At 47.7% G+C, this 14,606-nt stretch carries 15 protein-coding genes and 1 tRNA gene; 8 read left to right on the forward strand and 8 right to left on the reverse strand.

Annotated elements, in window-relative coordinates; genetic code table 11:
- Window positions 1–370 precede the first annotated feature (370 nt).
- The 3 genes from mtrH to mtxX all read right to left on the reverse strand — a co-directional run bounded on the left by mtrH (window position 371) and on the right by mtxX (window position 2,950).
- Window positions 371–1,303 carry a tetrahydromethanopterin S-methyltransferase subunit H gene (gene mtrH / locus ACZ5QV_RS12230; protein ID WP_464600066.1) on the reverse strand — a complete coding sequence of 311 codons (933 nt, stop codon included), beginning with the start codon at window positions 1,301–1,303 and terminating at the stop codon, window positions 371–373.
- A 111-nt stretch (window positions 1,304–1,414) separates the two neighbouring features.
- Window positions 1,415–2,014: a tetrahydromethanopterin S-methyltransferase subunit A gene (locus ACZ5QV_RS12235; RefSeq protein ID WP_464600067.1), complete on the reverse strand. Its 600-nt coding sequence runs from the start codon at window positions 2,012–2,014 to the stop codon at window positions 1,415–1,417.
- 78 nt (window positions 2,015–2,092) lie between these two features.
- Window positions 2,093–2,950: a methanogenesis marker protein Mmp4/MtxX gene (gene mtxX / locus ACZ5QV_RS12240; RefSeq protein ID WP_464600068.1), complete on the reverse strand. Its 858-nt coding sequence runs from the start codon at window positions 2,948–2,950 to the stop codon at window positions 2,093–2,095.
- Window positions 2,951–3,044: 94 nt separating this feature from the next.
- Here mtxX and ACZ5QV_RS12245 point away from each other — a divergent pair, with 94 nt between their 5' ends.
- The 8 genes from ACZ5QV_RS12245 (at window position 3,045) to ACZ5QV_RS12280 (ending at window position 10,052) form a co-directional block, all read left to right on the forward strand.
- Window positions 3,045–4,706 (forward strand): replication factor C large subunit, encoded by a 1,662-nt coding sequence (locus ACZ5QV_RS12245; RefSeq protein ID WP_464600069.1) that lies wholly within the window; start codon window positions 3,045–3,047, stop codon window positions 4,704–4,706.
- 93 nt (window positions 4,707–4,799) lie between these two features.
- A complete protein-coding gene (locus tag ACZ5QV_RS12250; protein WP_464600070.1) occupies window positions 4,800–5,897 on the forward strand; it encodes an ATP-grasp domain-containing protein in 1,098 nt (365 codons plus the stop codon).
- A gap of 14 nt (window positions 5,898–5,911) precedes the next feature.
- The gene (locus ACZ5QV_RS12255) at window positions 5,912–6,889 is read left to right on the forward strand and encodes a hydantoinase/oxoprolinase family protein (RefSeq protein WP_464600071.1); all 978 of its coding nucleotides are present in this window, start codon (window positions 5,912–5,914) and stop codon (window positions 6,887–6,889) included.
- Between the two features lie 643 nt (window positions 6,890–7,532).
- Window positions 7,533–8,249, forward strand: coding sequence for an amino acid kinase family protein (locus ACZ5QV_RS12260; RefSeq protein ID WP_464600072.1), 717 nt, complete (start codon window positions 7,533–7,535; stop codon window positions 8,247–8,249).
- A 198-nt stretch (window positions 8,250–8,447) separates the two neighbouring features.
- Window positions 8,448–8,615 (forward strand): zinc finger domain-containing protein, encoded by a 168-nt coding sequence (locus ACZ5QV_RS12265; RefSeq protein WP_464600073.1) that lies wholly within the window; start codon window positions 8,448–8,450, stop codon window positions 8,613–8,615.
- Between the two features lie 51 nt (window positions 8,616–8,666).
- Complete coding sequence (locus ACZ5QV_RS12270) at window positions 8,667–8,936, forward strand: elongation factor 1-beta (protein WP_464600074.1); 270 nt, start codon at window positions 8,667–8,669, stop codon at window positions 8,934–8,936.
- Between the two features lie 77 nt (window positions 8,937–9,013).
- Window positions 9,014–9,085 (forward strand) — tRNA-Ala (locus ACZ5QV_RS12275).
- Between the two features lie 229 nt (window positions 9,086–9,314).
- The gene (locus ACZ5QV_RS12280) at window positions 9,315–10,052 is read left to right on the forward strand and encodes a V4R domain-containing protein (protein ID WP_464600075.1); all 738 of its coding nucleotides are present in this window, start codon (window positions 9,315–9,317) and stop codon (window positions 10,050–10,052) included.
- A gap of 172 nt (window positions 10,053–10,224) precedes the next feature.
- Here the strand turns inward: ACZ5QV_RS12280 and ACZ5QV_RS12285 are convergent, their stop codons facing one another.
- The 5 genes from ACZ5QV_RS12285 to ACZ5QV_RS12305 all read right to left on the reverse strand — a co-directional run bounded on the left by ACZ5QV_RS12285 (window position 10,225) and on the right by ACZ5QV_RS12305 (window position 14,400).
- Complete coding sequence (locus ACZ5QV_RS12285) at window positions 10,225–10,917, reverse strand: DUF2110 family protein (protein WP_464600076.1); 693 nt, start codon at window positions 10,915–10,917, stop codon at window positions 10,225–10,227.
- A 46-nt stretch (window positions 10,918–10,963) separates the two neighbouring features.
- Entirely contained in the window at window positions 10,964–11,650 is a 687-nt protein-coding gene (locus ACZ5QV_RS12290; RefSeq protein WP_464600077.1) for a MarR family transcriptional regulator, read from the reverse strand.
- Window positions 11,651–11,688: 38 nt separating this feature from the next.
- On the reverse strand, window positions 11,689–12,852 hold the full coding sequence (locus ACZ5QV_RS12295; protein WP_464600078.1) for a tRNA (guanine(10)-N(2))-dimethyltransferase: 1,164 nt from the start codon (window positions 12,850–12,852) through the stop codon (window positions 11,689–11,691).
- A 26-nt stretch (window positions 12,853–12,878) separates the two neighbouring features.
- Entirely contained in the window at window positions 12,879–13,430 is a 552-nt protein-coding gene (locus ACZ5QV_RS12300) for a cupredoxin domain-containing protein (protein ID WP_464600079.1), read from the reverse strand.
- Between the two features lie 457 nt (window positions 13,431–13,887).
- The gene (locus tag ACZ5QV_RS12305; protein WP_464600080.1) at window positions 13,888–14,400 is read right to left on the reverse strand and encodes a cupredoxin domain-containing protein; all 513 of its coding nucleotides are present in this window, start codon (window positions 14,398–14,400) and stop codon (window positions 13,888–13,890) included.
- Window positions 14,401–14,606: the final 206 nt, after the last annotated feature.

A 14,606-nucleotide genomic window follows, 5' to 3' on the forward strand; every position in this document is an offset into this window, starting at 1 on the left:
ATATATTGCACAAAAAGGTCATTTTGTTGATATGGAGTCAATAAAATGACCTGATATCGTGTAGTATTTACCCATATTGGCAGGGGTTCGAAATGTCCATCTATTGGGTGCTTTTACGTACTATACCACTCCCACAATTTAGAAAATTTGCCTATTTAGGAATAATTCTGATTTTAAGATGAACTGTAATGATATTTTTATTCAAATGAGTAAATACTTATGGAAGCAAAGTTTCTGAGAATTTTTTCTTACAAATATTTCGGGAAAATCCCGGCAATTTCAGGAAAATACTGGGAAAACTCAATATTTCAAAAAAAGAGCAGGGACAAAGCCCCGTAAAAAGTTGAAACCTATATTAGTTTAAGTCGCTTCAGACCAGGAAATTAATGGGATGCTCGTCCGCAGGCTCGATCCCCAGGTCTGCGACAGCTTCCGCGATCATGATGTCGCTCATGGCGGCCATGGGGAAGATGTAGGGCGCGTTTTCTATGGGGCCGTAGAGAATGAAGTCCCCGGCTGCTGCCTGCTGCAGGCATGTGGAGCCTATGTCGCAGATTTTGTAGAGAAGGGGGTCTTTTTCTTTTTTCTTCTGAAGCCAGCTCCAGGCCGAAGGGGCGTTGTGGATGCCGGAACCTGTTGGGTGTCCCCATTTAGCTTTTGCCGTGATGGTCATCCGGAGGGCAACACCCGCCCCGTTTCCCATGGGGGTGATGCTCGGGTCAATCAGTTTATTGACAATCCCGCATTCCTCTGCAATCGACAGGAGGCCCCGGTCAAGCAGGCTGCCTCCGTCTTCAAGCATTGACATCCTTCCCTGAAGGGAAGAGTCCATGGCGTTAAAACCGAGGATAATGGAACTGTCAATGTCGGACTCGGCCAGGGCCTCAATCTCGCTTTCGCTAATGCTCATGTTGATTGAGTTATAGACCGCCCTGTCTGCAAGTCCTATTTCACTCACGTAGCGGGCCGCATGTGCGCGCACCGGGCCTTCGGAAGAATCGATCAGGAAAGGCGCGTCCGACAGCTCTGAAACAAAATCGATGTAGCGGCAGATGCTTTCGGGGGTAGTCCCGTAGATATGGACCATATGGGGGTTCTTTGTCTCCTCAGATGCGCTTTCCTGCATGTTGAGGATCCTTTCGGCCGCCTGTCTGTCAAAGAGGCCTTTTGCCGCATCCTCTACAATGCCGTGTCTGTTATAGAAGATGGTCCCCGCAAGCACGGTTGGAAGCTCTCCCGGCTGGCCGCCGACCTTTACCCCCGCAATGTTTACGATTTCCTGCTCATTCTGGAACCTGAACATTTTTATACCTCGATTGGACCGTAATTATTTTCATAATTATTTCAATATTTATTAATATAATTATTATCTTTACAATGATTTTAAATATTTCCTGAAAAGCACAGGCCCGGTTCAGAGGTCACATGCAGAGCATATAAGCCCTGAGGCCGCATCCATCACAAACTCTTCGGAAATCAGGATATCCCCATTTACGGGGCCTTCAACTGAGAACTGGCTCTGTCTCTTTCTGGGGGCACAGATCACCACCGGCTCCTCCGGATACGGGGCTCCGATTGCTCTGTACTCTTCCACGATCTTTTTGATTTCCTCAAGCTCGATAAGCCCTATCCGGTCAAGCATGGTGACCTGGCGCTGGAAACGCTCCACACCCTCCCCTGAAACATTTTCGATAAAGGGGATTGCGCCTTCGGAAGCAATGATTCGGCCCTGCGCGTCGATTCCGTTTGCGTGGATTGCAAGGAGGGAGTGACCTGCCAGGTGGCCCCGTGACTCGTTTCCGCAGACCAGGACATACCTGATATTTGAGTTTGAAATAACGTTTACGATTAGCTTTTCCACGCCGAGGTTTTCGGTCTTTGAACTGCCCCAGATAGCGGCTTCGGGGTAGGCATCAAAGTTGCTCGCGAGAGTTACAACCGCGATTCGGGAGGCCGGGTTTCCCACGGTATAATCGCCTTTTACAACCGGCCAGTTTTCTGAAACTGTATTCAATCTATCGCCTCCAATCTATCGCCTCTCATCAATCCTGCCCCTCATCAATCTATCGCCCTTCATCAATCCTGCCCCTTATCAATTTATTAACCCTTTTCTTTCCTTTTTCATGTGGGAAAGTGCACTTGCAAGCATAATGGCTTTCGTGAAATGCCCGCCTACCCTTGAGGTGTCCACAAAAACGTGATCTTCCATAAGGACCGGGGCCCCGAGCCCGTCCCCGCCTCCGAGGAAGGCAATGGTCCGAAAAATGAGGTTTCCTGAAATTCCGTCCGGGGCCATGATGAAGTTAGCCTCCTTTATGGCATCTTCTATAAGGATGGTATGGTGCTTTGCCCGGATGCCCTGCTCCGTGAGCCTCCTGCTAATAAACTCCCCGTCGGCCAGGGTCCGGTCAACCCTTTCGTCCCGGCCCACATCTCCGAACCTGCCCCCGGAGAGCACCCCTACAATGGGTTCGACCCCGAACCTCCGGATATGCTCGGCCCCGAGGGTTACAAGTTTGAGCTTGTCCCCGAGAGAGTTGCCTTCATCGATTCCCACGGGCGCAAGGAAAAAGGGAGTGCCGTCCGCAGTAAGCAGCAGGGTGAGCCTGTAGATCTTTTCCAGGCCAAGGGCCTCTTTCAGGTTAGAAAGTGTCCCCGACGCTTTTGCCGTGCCCCGGATTGCCGCATCGACCTCGCCTGACACAAGGAGCTCTATAAGGGTTTTTTCGGGTTCTCTGCTGTCCACTACCTCAAGCTCGGTCCCGATTTTCTTAATTTCCTCAAGGTCGCCTACAAGGACGACTCTCGCAAAGCCTTCGTCCTGAGCTTTTTTTGCGCTTTCAAGTAACTTGGGGGTAGGGGAACGAATTCCCATAGCTACCTTTGCCCGGTTTGCCAGGGCCCGTTCTTCGATTGCTTTGAGCAGTCCGTACATGGCGTTGTCATTCATGTCGATCAGAAATTTTGGAAATATTTCCGGTAGTTCTAAGGAAAAGCAACGCAAACATTAATTAATTTTCCCTTTTTTATTGGTATGGTTGTAAATGACGGAATCTATTGAATGGGCTGAAAAATACCGCCCCCGGACCCTCAAAAACATTGTGGGGAATAAAAAGGCATTGCAGGATTTCAGGATGTGGGCCGAGGCCTGGCGTTCGGGAGATATACCTGAAAAAAGAGCTGTAATCCTCCATGGGCCCGCAGGTGTTGGCAAGACCTCTTCTGCTCATGCCCTTGCCCGGGACCTGGACTGGGATGCAATTGAACTTAACGCAAGTGACCAGCGGACTGCAAAGGTTATTGAAAAGATTGCGGGGTCCGCGGCTTCCATGGACAGCCTTTACGGAAACAGGCGGCTTATTATTCTCGATGAGGCGGACAATATCCACGGCAGTTCGGACCGGGGGGGGATGCGGGCAGTCTCCGGGATTATCAAAAACACGGGTCAGCCGATGGTGCTGATTGCAAATGACGTGTACGGGCTTACCCCCACGATCCGGAACCTCTGTTTGGAAATCAAATTTACCTCCATACAGAGCCGTTCCATTATCCCCACGCTCAGGCAGATTTGTGAGGTGGAGGAAATCTACTGTAGCCCTGAAGCAGTCCAGAAAATCGCGGAAAGTGCGGGAGGAGATATAAGGAGCGCCGTAAATGACCTTCAGGCTGCAGCAAGCGGGAAGACGGCCCTTGAGGTGGAAGATGTCCGGACCGCAGAGAGGGATGTGAAGGACAACATCTTCAAAGCCATGCAGAAGATTTTCAAGAGCACGGACCCGAAAAATGCTCTTGAATCTGTCTCCGGGATTGACGAAAACCCCGAGGAACTCGTGCAATGGATCGATGAAAACCTCCCCCAGCAGTATGCCGGAGAAGACCTGACAGACATCAGGACAGGGTATGAATACCTTGCAAAAGCGGATCGTTTTCTGGGCCGGGTCAAAAAACGCCAGAACTACGGGATGTGGAGGTATGCAAACACGCTGATGGTCCGCGGGACTGTGGCCGCAAAGTCCAGGGCTTACCCCGGCTTTATAAGATACCAGCCCCCCTCAATCTGGAGGAAAATGGGCCAGACCCGGTCGCAGCGGAACATGCGGGACAATGTCGCGACAAAGATCGGAGAACACTGCTTTGAGTCCATGCATAACTCAAGAACCGAGCTTCTGGGGACCTATTCCCGGATGGCAGGGGACGATGCTTACGCGGTTGACATAACGGCAGGCCTTGGGCTTGAACTGGAAGAGCTCATGTACTTGACCGGAAGCAAGAAATTGAGCAAAAAAGTCCAGAAAATCTATGATTCGGCCCAGGAACTCCTGAGTGAAAAAGGAGAAAAAGAAGAAATCGGGTTCTTCAAAACCCCGAAAAAAGCCTTAAAAAGCCAGAAAACCCCGGAAGGCCAGAAAACTCTGGAAAGTTTGCTGGAAAAAACCCATGCCGGGGACCAGAGCAAAGCCCCGCCGGTCCTTAGTCCTCCTGTCCTTAGCCCTGGGGTTCTTAGTCCTCCGGTCCTTAGTCCGGGATCTGAAAGCATAGTGACGGGTCAGGCCGGTGAACTGAAGAAAAATGAGGGCCCTGGAGTCGAGCAAAATCACGTAGAGAATAAAGCTGACGGGTATGAGAGGCCTGTGGGGGTTTCCGATAAAATGAAAAAAACCGGGAAACCTGAAAAGAAGATCCAGAAAACTCTTTTTGATTTCTAAGTTTTGCTTCCTCTCCATAAATAATTTTTGAGAAATGCTTCCGGCAATTCTTGGAGCTAAAAACTCAGGGGTTTTCGGCTGCATTTTTATAAAATGACAGGTTTCTCCTTCCCGATGAAAATCCTGATCGCAGAATTCGCTGTCGGGACGGACGCCGACAGGTTTCTGATCCCCGAGGGGGCCGCAATGCTCGAGACCCTTGCACAGAGTTTCGAAAGGTCTGGGCATGAGGTGTTCTACCCGACGGCCGGCACGAAAGTTGACAGCGGAAATCCCCTTGAGTCCTCTGCGGAGAGCTTCCTGGCCGTAATCGAGAAGCAGGCAAAGGAATGCGATGCCGGGCTTTTGATCGCTCCTGATGAGATGCTCCCTGAGCTTAACGGGCTCCTGGAGGAATACACGGAAAACCTGGGCTGTTCTCCGGAATCGGCGGCTTGCTGCGCGGATAAACTGAAGTGCACGGAACTGCTCATAAAAGCCGGTATAGCGGCCCCGAAAATCGTTGAAAGGCCGGAGGCGGGAAAACGCTATATTCTCAAGCCCCGATCTGGCTGCGGGGCCGAAAACACCTGCCTTGTGGAAGAATTCGAGGAAAAGGAGGGGTTTATCGCCTGTGAGTATATCGAGGGCATGCACCTGAGTGTGAGCCTGATTGCCGGGGAAAAATCCCTGCCTCTTACCGTAAACAGGCAGTTTATCGAATTCATCCCGCAGGCCGGAGAAAGTGACGAAAATATAGTATGTGAAGAAAGTAGAGAAAGGGATGAATGTAGAGAATGCAGAAAATGTGAAATAAGTGGAAATAACTCCGGAAAAGGCGTTTCCTTCATAAAGTACAACGGAAGCCTCACTCCTTTTGAAACCCCCAGACGAGATGAACTTATTGAAACCGCCCTTGCCGCAGCAAAAGTGCTGAAGTGTTCGGGCTACATAGGGGTTGACATCGTACTTGCGGACCGGCCCTATGTGGTGGATGTAAACCCTCGGCCTACGGCTTCCCTTTTCGGGATTAGCAGGGTCATGAAAGAAGAAATCGGGGAGCTCCTGCTCCAAAACCGCTTCGGGACGCTGCCTGATTCCGTAACGCTTGAAGGGGAATACAGGTTTTCAAAAGACCGGTTAGGGGAACTTTTCGGGTCAAAAGGAAGCGTCTTTGAAACGAAACGAACCGGAATGAAAAAAAACAGTTAAAAAAGGTATCAAATATGTCATCAAGGATTATAGGGCTCGATATCGGAGGCGCAAACACTAAACTTGCTTCTGCGGACGGAAAACTCATAGAATTGCACTACCTGCCTCTCTGGAAAAACACAGAACTCCCGGAGGTCCTCAGGGAAATCGCAGAGCGTTTGCAGCCTGAAAAGGTTGCCGCGGTCATGACCGGGGAACTTGCCGACTGCTTTGAGGATAAGGATGAAGGCATCCGCTTTATCATGGAAGCCGTGGAAGCTGCTTTCGGAAAGGAAAAGGTCTCATACGTCAATAGCAGGGGCAGGTTCCTCAAAGCCGGAGAAGCCTTCCGGGACCTCGCCGCGGCTAACTGGGCGGCCTCCGCGCGGTTGATCGGGGCCGAGATGGGAGACTGCGTCTTTGTGGACGTGGGCAGCACCACAAGCGACATCATTCCTATTCTCGACGGAGAACACAGAGCCGGACTCACCGATTTCTCAAGGCTTCTTCGGAGTGAACTCGTGTATGCGGGGACCCTCCGGACAAATATTGCGGCTCTTCTGGAAAGTGTCGAGCTTGAAGCTGGCGGGTGCAGGACCTCGTCCGAACTTTTCGCAACGACTGCGGACGCCTACCTCCTTCTGGGGGACATCACGGAAGAGCAGTTCACCTGCGAGACCGCGGACGGGGCGGGCAGGAGCAAAACCGAAGCCATGAGGAGACTCGCCCGGGTTGTCTGTGCGGATCTTTCTGAAATTTCGGAGAGTGAACTACTGAAACTCGCCCGGCAGGTAAAGGAAAAACAAATCTCCAGGCTCAGGACTGCGATTTCCGAAGTTGCGACCAGACACGGGCTTGAAAAAGTCGTAACTGCGGGACTTGGGGAATTTATGGTTCGGGAAGCGGCCGAAAGCTTGGGCTTTGAGTGCGTTTCTGTGGCCGAACGCTGGGGTGAGGACATTTCGAAGGTCTTTCCGGCCTATGCGGCGGCCCGGATGCTGGAGCTTGAGTAAAGAACGAGTCAAATATTATATACTCACCCAGTTTTAAAATTCGGAATTTTGAAGTTCTCTGTCCATAATCACTATCAAGAGAACTTTTTATCCAGGGACACACCGAAGGACACGGAAACCGGCCTTCAGCACCCGAGTTTCGCTTCGGGATCACAGGAAATCGAAGATTTCCTGGGAGTTGCGATGAAATCGCAACAGCACGAGGTCCGTTTCGCTCGCTTCGCTCACTCAAGCGGACTGAAAAACGTTAGAGCAACCTTAAATATCGTCTTCCTGCCGTCTTTTTCCGTGTGTTCCGTGTGTTCCGTGGTTTGAATGTCCACACCAAACGTCTTCACCAACAAAAACACAACCTGTATTGGTATAGAGCAATTCCCGATATAACCTGCATTCCGCATTTTTAGGCGCATAAATGCTTGATGTAGAATTATGCGCTTAAATTTAAGCACATCATTCTTTTGGTTGTATTTTAAAATCGGCATCTAATGAGACCATGAATTTGTAAAAATGCTCCTATGCGCTTAAAATTTTGGAACCAAGGATATAATTTATGAAATTATATTTTTAGCATTCATAAAACCGGGCCCGTATGAGAGGTGGGACAGGGCAGAAAAAAGAGGCAAGGAATATACAAAAGAGGTGCATGATTAAAATGAAAGCGGTTGTTAAAATCGGGGGCAGCCTCATAGAGGAGGCCCCGGAAATCGTTAAAATGCTGCTTGAGCACTTCGGCCATGTAGGGATTCCCTCCGGAAAAAGCCCGGTTGAATGTGAAAAAGTTTCCAAAGAAAAGGTATCTGATTTTTTTTTCCCTAAAGAAGAAGTTTCAGTCCTGATCGTCCCCGGAGGCGGGATGTTTGCGGATGCCGTGAGAGCTGCGGACGAAAAGTTCGGGATAGGAAACGAGGCCTCTCACTGGATGGCCGTGCTAGCTATGGAACAGTACGCCTACTACCTTATGGAAAAAAGCGGGGCTGAGGGCGCGGAATCCCCTGAAAACCCGGCGGGCGGAGTCAGGGTGCTGCTCCCTTACAGGGTCCTGAAAAAAGAAGACCCTCTTCCTCATTCCTGGGACGTGACCTCGGATAGCATTGCGGCCTGGGTTGCCCGCAGGACGGGCGCGAAACTGGTGAAAGTTACGGATGTGGATGGGGTTTTCCGGGACGGAAAACTCCTTAAAGAGGTTTCCGCAGCCGAACTTGCCCTGATGGAGGTAAGCTGTACGGACCCTGCCCTACCAGCCTTTCTTCTGGAAAACCATATGGATTGTGTGATCGTAAACGGGAAATTCCCTGAAAGGGTGCTTGGAGCGCTTTCCGGAAAGCCTGTCCGGGGTACTGTGGCAAAGGGGAATATTTAAATCGGATATGGTATATGAGTAGTGCAAAAGGAGCAGGCCGTTTCCAGAAAAAGTGTTTTCACTTTAAGGCTTGTTTCTGCTTTAAAGCTTGACACTTCAGGGTGCCGAAGAGGCAGGAAGCCTGAGCACCTTTATTCGTTACAGGCCTTCATTCATTGCAGATTTTACTATTAGAAACAAATTTAATCGGAGTATAAAATGTCAACCAAAGTCGAATACTGTACCTCATGTGGGATCCGCCTTGTAGAGAAAGGCTATGTAAGATTCCCCTGCCCGAACTGTGGAAAGGAAATTGGGAGATGCACAAGCTGCAGGCAGCAGGGCAACTTATACACATGTTCCGCATGTGGGTACCAGGGGCCATAAGCTCGCGAATTTCTAATAAAGCGAAATAAATAAAATACAGAGGAATAAAGTATGGGTGAAGTAGCGGTAAAAATGAAAATCATGCCCTCAGACGTGGAAACCGACCTCGGCGAACTCAAAGACAAGCTTAGAGCAGCCGTTACGGAAGGTTCCGAAGTCTATGGGGAAATCATCGAAGAACCTGTTGCATTCGGCCTCAAGGCCCTCATCGTCACCGTAATCGTCGGGGACCAGGAAGGCGGGACCGAAGCTGTCGAAGAAGCTTTCGCAAAAGTCGAGGGTGCCGAAAGTATCCAGATCCTGGAACTCGGCCGCCTTTAACTTTATAAAATAAGTTCTTGCTCGGACGCTGTTCCAGCAACACTTATTTATACTTCTTTCTCTATTTTTTCATTCGAGGGCTCGTAGATCAGGGGTAGATCGTTACGTTCGCAACGTAAAGGCCGCGGGTTCAAATCCCGCCGAGTCCACTACTGCTTTTTTTTATGATACTGGCGAAAGTTTGATTTTGAAGGTTTTCTTTTCTATTTCTAAATTTTTAGAGGATATTCCGGGTCATATATAAACTAATTATTTTGAATTGTATTCTCACTTTATCCGACCCAGTGTACATATAACGGGCAAAATATATAATATGTTTAATTATTCGTACAACAGCGAACATTTATATATCGAGAATACAACTTATGTAAAGATATTATGACAGGACCTGGAAATCAAACGGAATTTTTCTATACTGAAAAAGGCCTTGTTGCTGTAGACAGTCCTGTAAAATTGAAAATATTGAATTTGCTTAAAGAGGACTCCAGGTCCTTTGATGAAATAGTCAGGCATACCTCAAAGGCCAAGTCCACGATTTCCGTTCATCTCAATAAACTCAGGGCCAGGGAACTTGTGGAGGAGCAGGTAGACCCTGCTGACCGGCGCCGGAAAAACTATTATCTTACCTGCCAGTACATGGGCTGTTCCCGCAAACCCGCTCTTGAAAACTACAACATGGTTCTGGAGCAGATATCCCTGGTCCGGAACCAGGACCATTTCTTGTTTATGAAATCCCTTTTTCACGCCCTTTGCTTTGGCTGTGAAGCTTACGGGCTTGACAACGCCCCGATCATGAAAAAAATAGGAAACGATATAGGGGACAAACTGGCTTTGAAATTCAGGGCTGAGGACCCTGAAGGGCTTCTCAGAGAAATGGCCTCTTTTTTTGAACTGCAGGGGAAGGGAATCCTTGTAAAAAAAGACCCCTTAAGCGTAGTGGTCAAAGACTCCTTTAAAGAAGGATCGATGCTGAGTATCGGAAAAACCCTCTGTTCTTTTGAAGAAGGGCTTATAGAAGGCATCCTTGAGGGAAAACTCGGAAAAGAGTTCAGGGTAAAAGAGACCGAATGTTACGGGACCGGCCATGGGCACTGCCTGTTCACCATAACTGAATGAAATTTTTAATGCAGAATCATATGGAAATAATATATTATATTTTTCGCATTACATTATACTTATTATTTTTAAGTGGTCGATTTTCCTGTGGACTACCCCCAGATAAAACCTTCGTCTCCGGGCTCGGGTCCTTAAGAGGTAGCTGACACAGTTTTTCTCTTTTTTACCTAATTTACTCAGATTTTCCTATTACAACGCCGATTTGCGATTTAAGAAGCGGTCCTATTGCCGCTACAATTCCCGGCCCGTCCGTGGTTTCCCGGCACACGACGGCGTGCTCAAGCAGCCCCAGCCGTTCAATCTCGTAAATATCCCTTCCGTGCCTGGTTTTCTTTATAGCGCTTTTGAGTTCCGAGCGGGTGGCGGAGTTTACGATGACTCTGTCCGTCCCGGACTTTTTCCAGGCCCAGAAACGGTCGAGCAGTTCCTTACTGAAACGGCCCACGACTTCCGTCTTATTTTCAAGGATCACCACTTCCACCGGGAGGAAGGGGATTATTCCGAACCTTGATGCAATCTGCTCCGGTGTCCCTCCTCCAAGGCTTTTCAGTCCCTGGGCCCCGATTTTTACCGGACAGCCTATATCAACCAGGATGGCGTCTTTTTCCACGGCCCGGACAAAGCCTTTGTAAAGCTTTCCTGCTTCTGCTTTTTTCACAGGGCTGCCGTATGTGGTATTTAAAAAGTTTAACGAAACTTCTTCATCCTCTCCCTCAAGCTTAAGCTCTGCCCAGCCTTCCGGAGATACCGAAATTTCACATTCTACTTCAAGGTCTTTTAAGTCGTTATTGATCAGGGCTTTAAGGGACCTGATTGCTCGTTCCCGGTTCCCGTATATGGGCTGAAATATTACTATCGTTCTCATGTTCTTCCTGTTAGGTTTTACTTTCCTGTAATCGGGCCCTCCGGGCTCAGGGCCTGAGGCACGATTCAAGGAACTTTAAGGTTTCGTCAAGGGCATCCTTTACTGTTTCATCGATGAAGGGGGGGAACCCCCCCCCGCCTTCTTCTTTGCCCTCGGCTTCTTCGATCTGGTCCCGGAGTTTCTTAATATCCCGGCTGAAGGGGCCAAGTTTTCGGGAGATTGAATCCTGGCTCTCTTTCCTTTCCATAGCTTCTCTGTAGATATTTTCAATCCTGTTATGGAGGGCCTGGATTTTTTCAAAGATCCCGGCATTTAAAGGGTCCAGTTCTTTTACGTTTTCGATATTTTCAGTATTTTCGGTATTTTTTGTATATTCGGTGTTTTCGATATCTCTGGTATCTTCGGTGTTTTCGATATCTTCGATACCTTCGGGATTCCGGAACTTTTCCCCGGCTGGGCCTGACTCCCGGAGAAGGTCCCGGAATTCCTTAAGGGAAATCTCTACTCTCTTTCCGTACTCCGTAAGTTCAACGAATTTTATCCGTCCTTCATATGTGAATCTGATGAGTCCACACTCTTCCATTTTAGAGAGTATCCTTGTGGTATGGGCAAAGGTGGAATCTATTTCCTTTGAAATAACGGAGGCATAGGTTTTTTCCGTAAAACCTACAAAAAGCAGAGCAAGAGCTGGTTTTTCCTGCAAAAATAATTTTTCTGCATCTTCTTCGGACATGCTATCACACTTGACTTTTTTGTGGAATCTTGAAACTTTTATCCGAGGGCCCGGATTATTTCTTTTATTTCTGCAACGGATGCGTCGGTCTTGAAAGACGTCCCGCTAAAGTGGGTCCTTGAGGCTTTAAAGCCTTTTATTTTAAGGGAGGCGATTAAAAGGTCAATTCCGCTTGCCGAAACTCCCAGTTGCTTGCAGATGACGTGCTGGTCGTAAAACATGGGGATATCGAGTTCGTCCCTGCAGAAACTTATGATCTTTGAGGCCTTTTCCTTTGTGCTCAGGGGCCTCTCTTCCAGTTCTATGAGCACCTCGTCGCAAAATTCCTTTTCTCGCAGGGGGCCAAGCCACAGGGGGCCTGCAATTTCGGTAAGTCCTCCACAGGAAGGGCATTCCGGCTTTATATGGACAGCAAGCCCCCGGACTGTTTCTCTCCCCCCGCAATGCGGGCAGTAGGAAAGGAAGCCCATGCACTTAAGGGTTCTGTCTGCCTGTTTGGCCCCGTTTCGGATTTCAAGGTAGCCGCGGACGTAGTGGCGGGTGGAGTGGGAAAGGAGAGGGACCATTGCTTTATCATGCTTTGCAATCTCCCTGGCACAGGCCCCGAGCATGACCCTGAGCCCCATTTCACTGTGAAACTCCCTGTTAAGCGGGACCGCCGCATACTTCCTGATCCCGGAATTCAGGTGGGCCCCGCAGAGAGGTGCGGTATCGGTTGCCGTAACCGAAAGCAGGTTAAGAGCTGAAACGGATGCCGCGTCCAGAAATGGGGACGGCGTCCCAAAAGGGTCAATGTCTACAATATTGAACTTCGACTCATGGAGCAGCACGTTTGCGTTTCTCCGGGACGCTTCCACTTTTTCCGAAAGCCCGGTAAGTTCTATATTTTTGTTTATCAGCTCGAAAGCCTCCGGGCTCCAGTCGTTCAGGGTTGCGTGGACCCCTACCTCCTTTGCGACCCTGAGCCCCCGTATCCCGGATGCGGAAAAGGCATCCAGGTAGCGTATATCTTCAATTGCCATGTCCCTCTTTGCAAGCAGCCTTTTTACAAAAGCAGCCGTTGCCGCAACGTTTATGTCGCGGTTGAGTTCCATCGCGGGGTTATAAAAGACAGGAGCCGCAGAGGGGGGAAAATTAGAGTCCTCAAGAGGAATCGGGACCAGAAGTTTTGTCGTACCCTCTACGATTGTTTTACAGTTCATCTAAATGGCTGTTATTCTTCTATGTCTTATTTTACCATAATGGTCATTTTCATTCCGGACTGGCCGATGATGCTGAAGTTATACGCACCGGTTTCATTAAATATATAGGTAAAGGGTCTCCCGTATTCCAGGGTCCTGTTTTCGAAAAGGTTTTCCTCGCTTACAAGGGTAAAGAGCCTTCTGGGTTCTTGAAAATTTCTCCAGGCAACCGTATCCCCTGTTTTTATTTCAAGTCTGGAAGGCCTCATCAGGTGTTTCTCAAGCCTTATCAGATAAGTCTCAGGCTTGCTTTCATCAGGCTCCAGAATTTCAAGCTTTTTTTCTGAAGATTCAGGTTCTTCAACATCACTCAAATTTTCTGAAGTATTGAGTCCTTTTGTTTCGACCGTTGTTTCTAGCGCTATTTCAGCCTCTTTTTCCCCCTCAGATGTTTCTGGTTCTTCCGGAACTGCTTTTGCGTCGGATGCTCTTGTTTCCTCCTTTATTTCCATTTCTTCCGGTTTTTCTTCAGAAGAAAGGCATCCGGAAAACAGCACTGATACAAGTAGCAGAAGCAGGACTAAGTTCTTTGTACTCATTCTTAATTCCCCCTCCTTATATGCAATTCTTATGAATAATAAAATACCTATTAATATTTTTTGAATATGTTTGAAAAATGATTAATTGATTTCTAAAAGACATTAGAAAAGCTCTCCCTGGTGACTACTATGAAGTAAACCATGATAACCAGACTTAACCCTGAAAAATAGCAGTTCTCTCTGCCAGGAAATTGTTTTTTAAAAATAGAGAAAGTCCGGCCCTGGAGGCCCGAAGCTTCCGGTCAAAACCCGGTTCAAAATGTTTTTTTAGCAAGTTACTCTTTGAATTCGATGTACCTATTACGAGAGCGTCGTAAAAGTCAGGAGTCTCTAATTAATCACATACAGTAATCGAATATATATTTCATAAATCGGCATCATGTGGACTTATTGATTTTAGTCTCCATGATGAAATCGGCCGAATTCGGGGCAATTCTGGACTTTTACGACAGTATCATTACGCTTCGATCACACTAACATTCAGAGTCATTTTTGGCTGGCCTATTATGCTGAAATTATATATGCCTGTTTCATTGAATACATGAGTGAAAGGTTTTCCGTACTCAAGATTCTTGTTTTCGAAAAGTTCTTCTTCACTAACAAGAGTAAAAATTCTTCTGGGTTCCTGGGAATTTCTCCAGACGACTATATCACCTGTTTTTATTTCCACTTCCGAAGGTCTCATAAGATATTTTTCAAGCCTTATCAGATAGGTTTTTGGCTCACTTTTCTCAGAAATTTCCACTTCTTCAGGAACTTCTACCTCTTCAGATGTTTCCACTTCTTCAGGAGTTTCTATTTCAATCGGGGTTTCCACTTCTTCAGGAGTTTCTATCTCAGTTGGGATTTCCACTTCTTCAGAAGTCGGTTCTTCGTCCCCTATACACCCCGCAAACAATACCGAAATTAACAAGAAAAGTACGACAAGTATCTTTAGCTTCATATATATAATTCCCACCTGCTTATTCATAATTCGATATATCAGGAAATAACCGTAACAGAACCCGTATTTGTCAAATTTCCATTCCTAAATGTATATGAGGAAATATTTATATTTTTTACCCATATTTTCTTATTTTTATCCTTTCCTTAAGAAATAGACCTTTCTTATTCTTAGATATAACATACTCCAATTATATAATATAATGTTAAATTATAACTATCAGGCATTTAGCA

It is taken from the genome of Methanosarcina baltica (assembly GCF_055394095.1).

Coding starts and splice junctions, on each gene's coding strand:
- mtrH (WP_464600066.1), bottom strand. CDS start 1,303: ATGTTCAGGTTCCAGAATGAGCAGGAAATCGTAAACATTGCGGGGGTA.
- mtxX (WP_464600068.1), bottom strand. CDS start 2,950: ATGAATGACAACGCCATGTACGGACTGCTCAAAGCAATCGAAGAACGG.
- ACZ5QV_RS12245 (WP_464600069.1), top strand. CDS start 3,045: ATGACGGAATCTATTGAATGGGCTGAAAAATACCGCCCCCGGACCCTC.
- ACZ5QV_RS12250 (WP_464600070.1), top strand. CDS start 4,800: ATGACAGGTTTCTCCTTCCCGATGAAAATCCTGATCGCAGAATTCGCT.
- ACZ5QV_RS12255 (WP_464600071.1), top strand. CDS start 5,912: ATGTCATCAAGGATTATAGGGCTCGATATCGGAGGCGCAAACACTAAA.
- ACZ5QV_RS12260 (WP_464600072.1), top strand. CDS start 7,533: ATGATTAAAATGAAAGCGGTTGTTAAAATCGGGGGCAGCCTCATAGAG.
- ACZ5QV_RS12265 (WP_464600073.1), top strand. CDS start 8,448: ATGTCAACCAAAGTCGAATACTGTACCTCATGTGGGATCCGCCTTGTA.
- ACZ5QV_RS12270 (WP_464600074.1), top strand. CDS start 8,667: ATGGGTGAAGTAGCGGTAAAAATGAAAATCATGCCCTCAGACGTGGAA.
- ACZ5QV_RS12280 (WP_464600075.1), top strand. CDS start 9,315: ATGACAGGACCTGGAAATCAAACGGAATTTTTCTATACTGAAAAAGGC.
- ACZ5QV_RS12285 (WP_464600076.1), bottom strand. CDS start 10,917: ATGAGAACGATAGTAATATTTCAGCCCATATACGGGAACCGGGAACGA.
- ACZ5QV_RS12290 (WP_464600077.1), bottom strand. CDS start 11,650: ATGTCCGAAGAAGATGCAGAAAAATTATTTTTGCAGGAAAAACCAGCT.
- ACZ5QV_RS12295 (WP_464600078.1), bottom strand. CDS start 12,852: ATGAACTGTAAAACAATCGTAGAGGGTACGACAAAACTTCTGGTCCCG.
- ACZ5QV_RS12300 (WP_464600079.1), bottom strand. CDS start 13,430: ATGAGTACAAAGAACTTAGTCCTGCTTCTGCTACTTGTATCAGTGCTG.
- ACZ5QV_RS12305 (WP_464600080.1), bottom strand. CDS start 14,400: ATGAATAAGCAGGTGGGAATTATATATATGAAGCTAAAGATACTTGTC.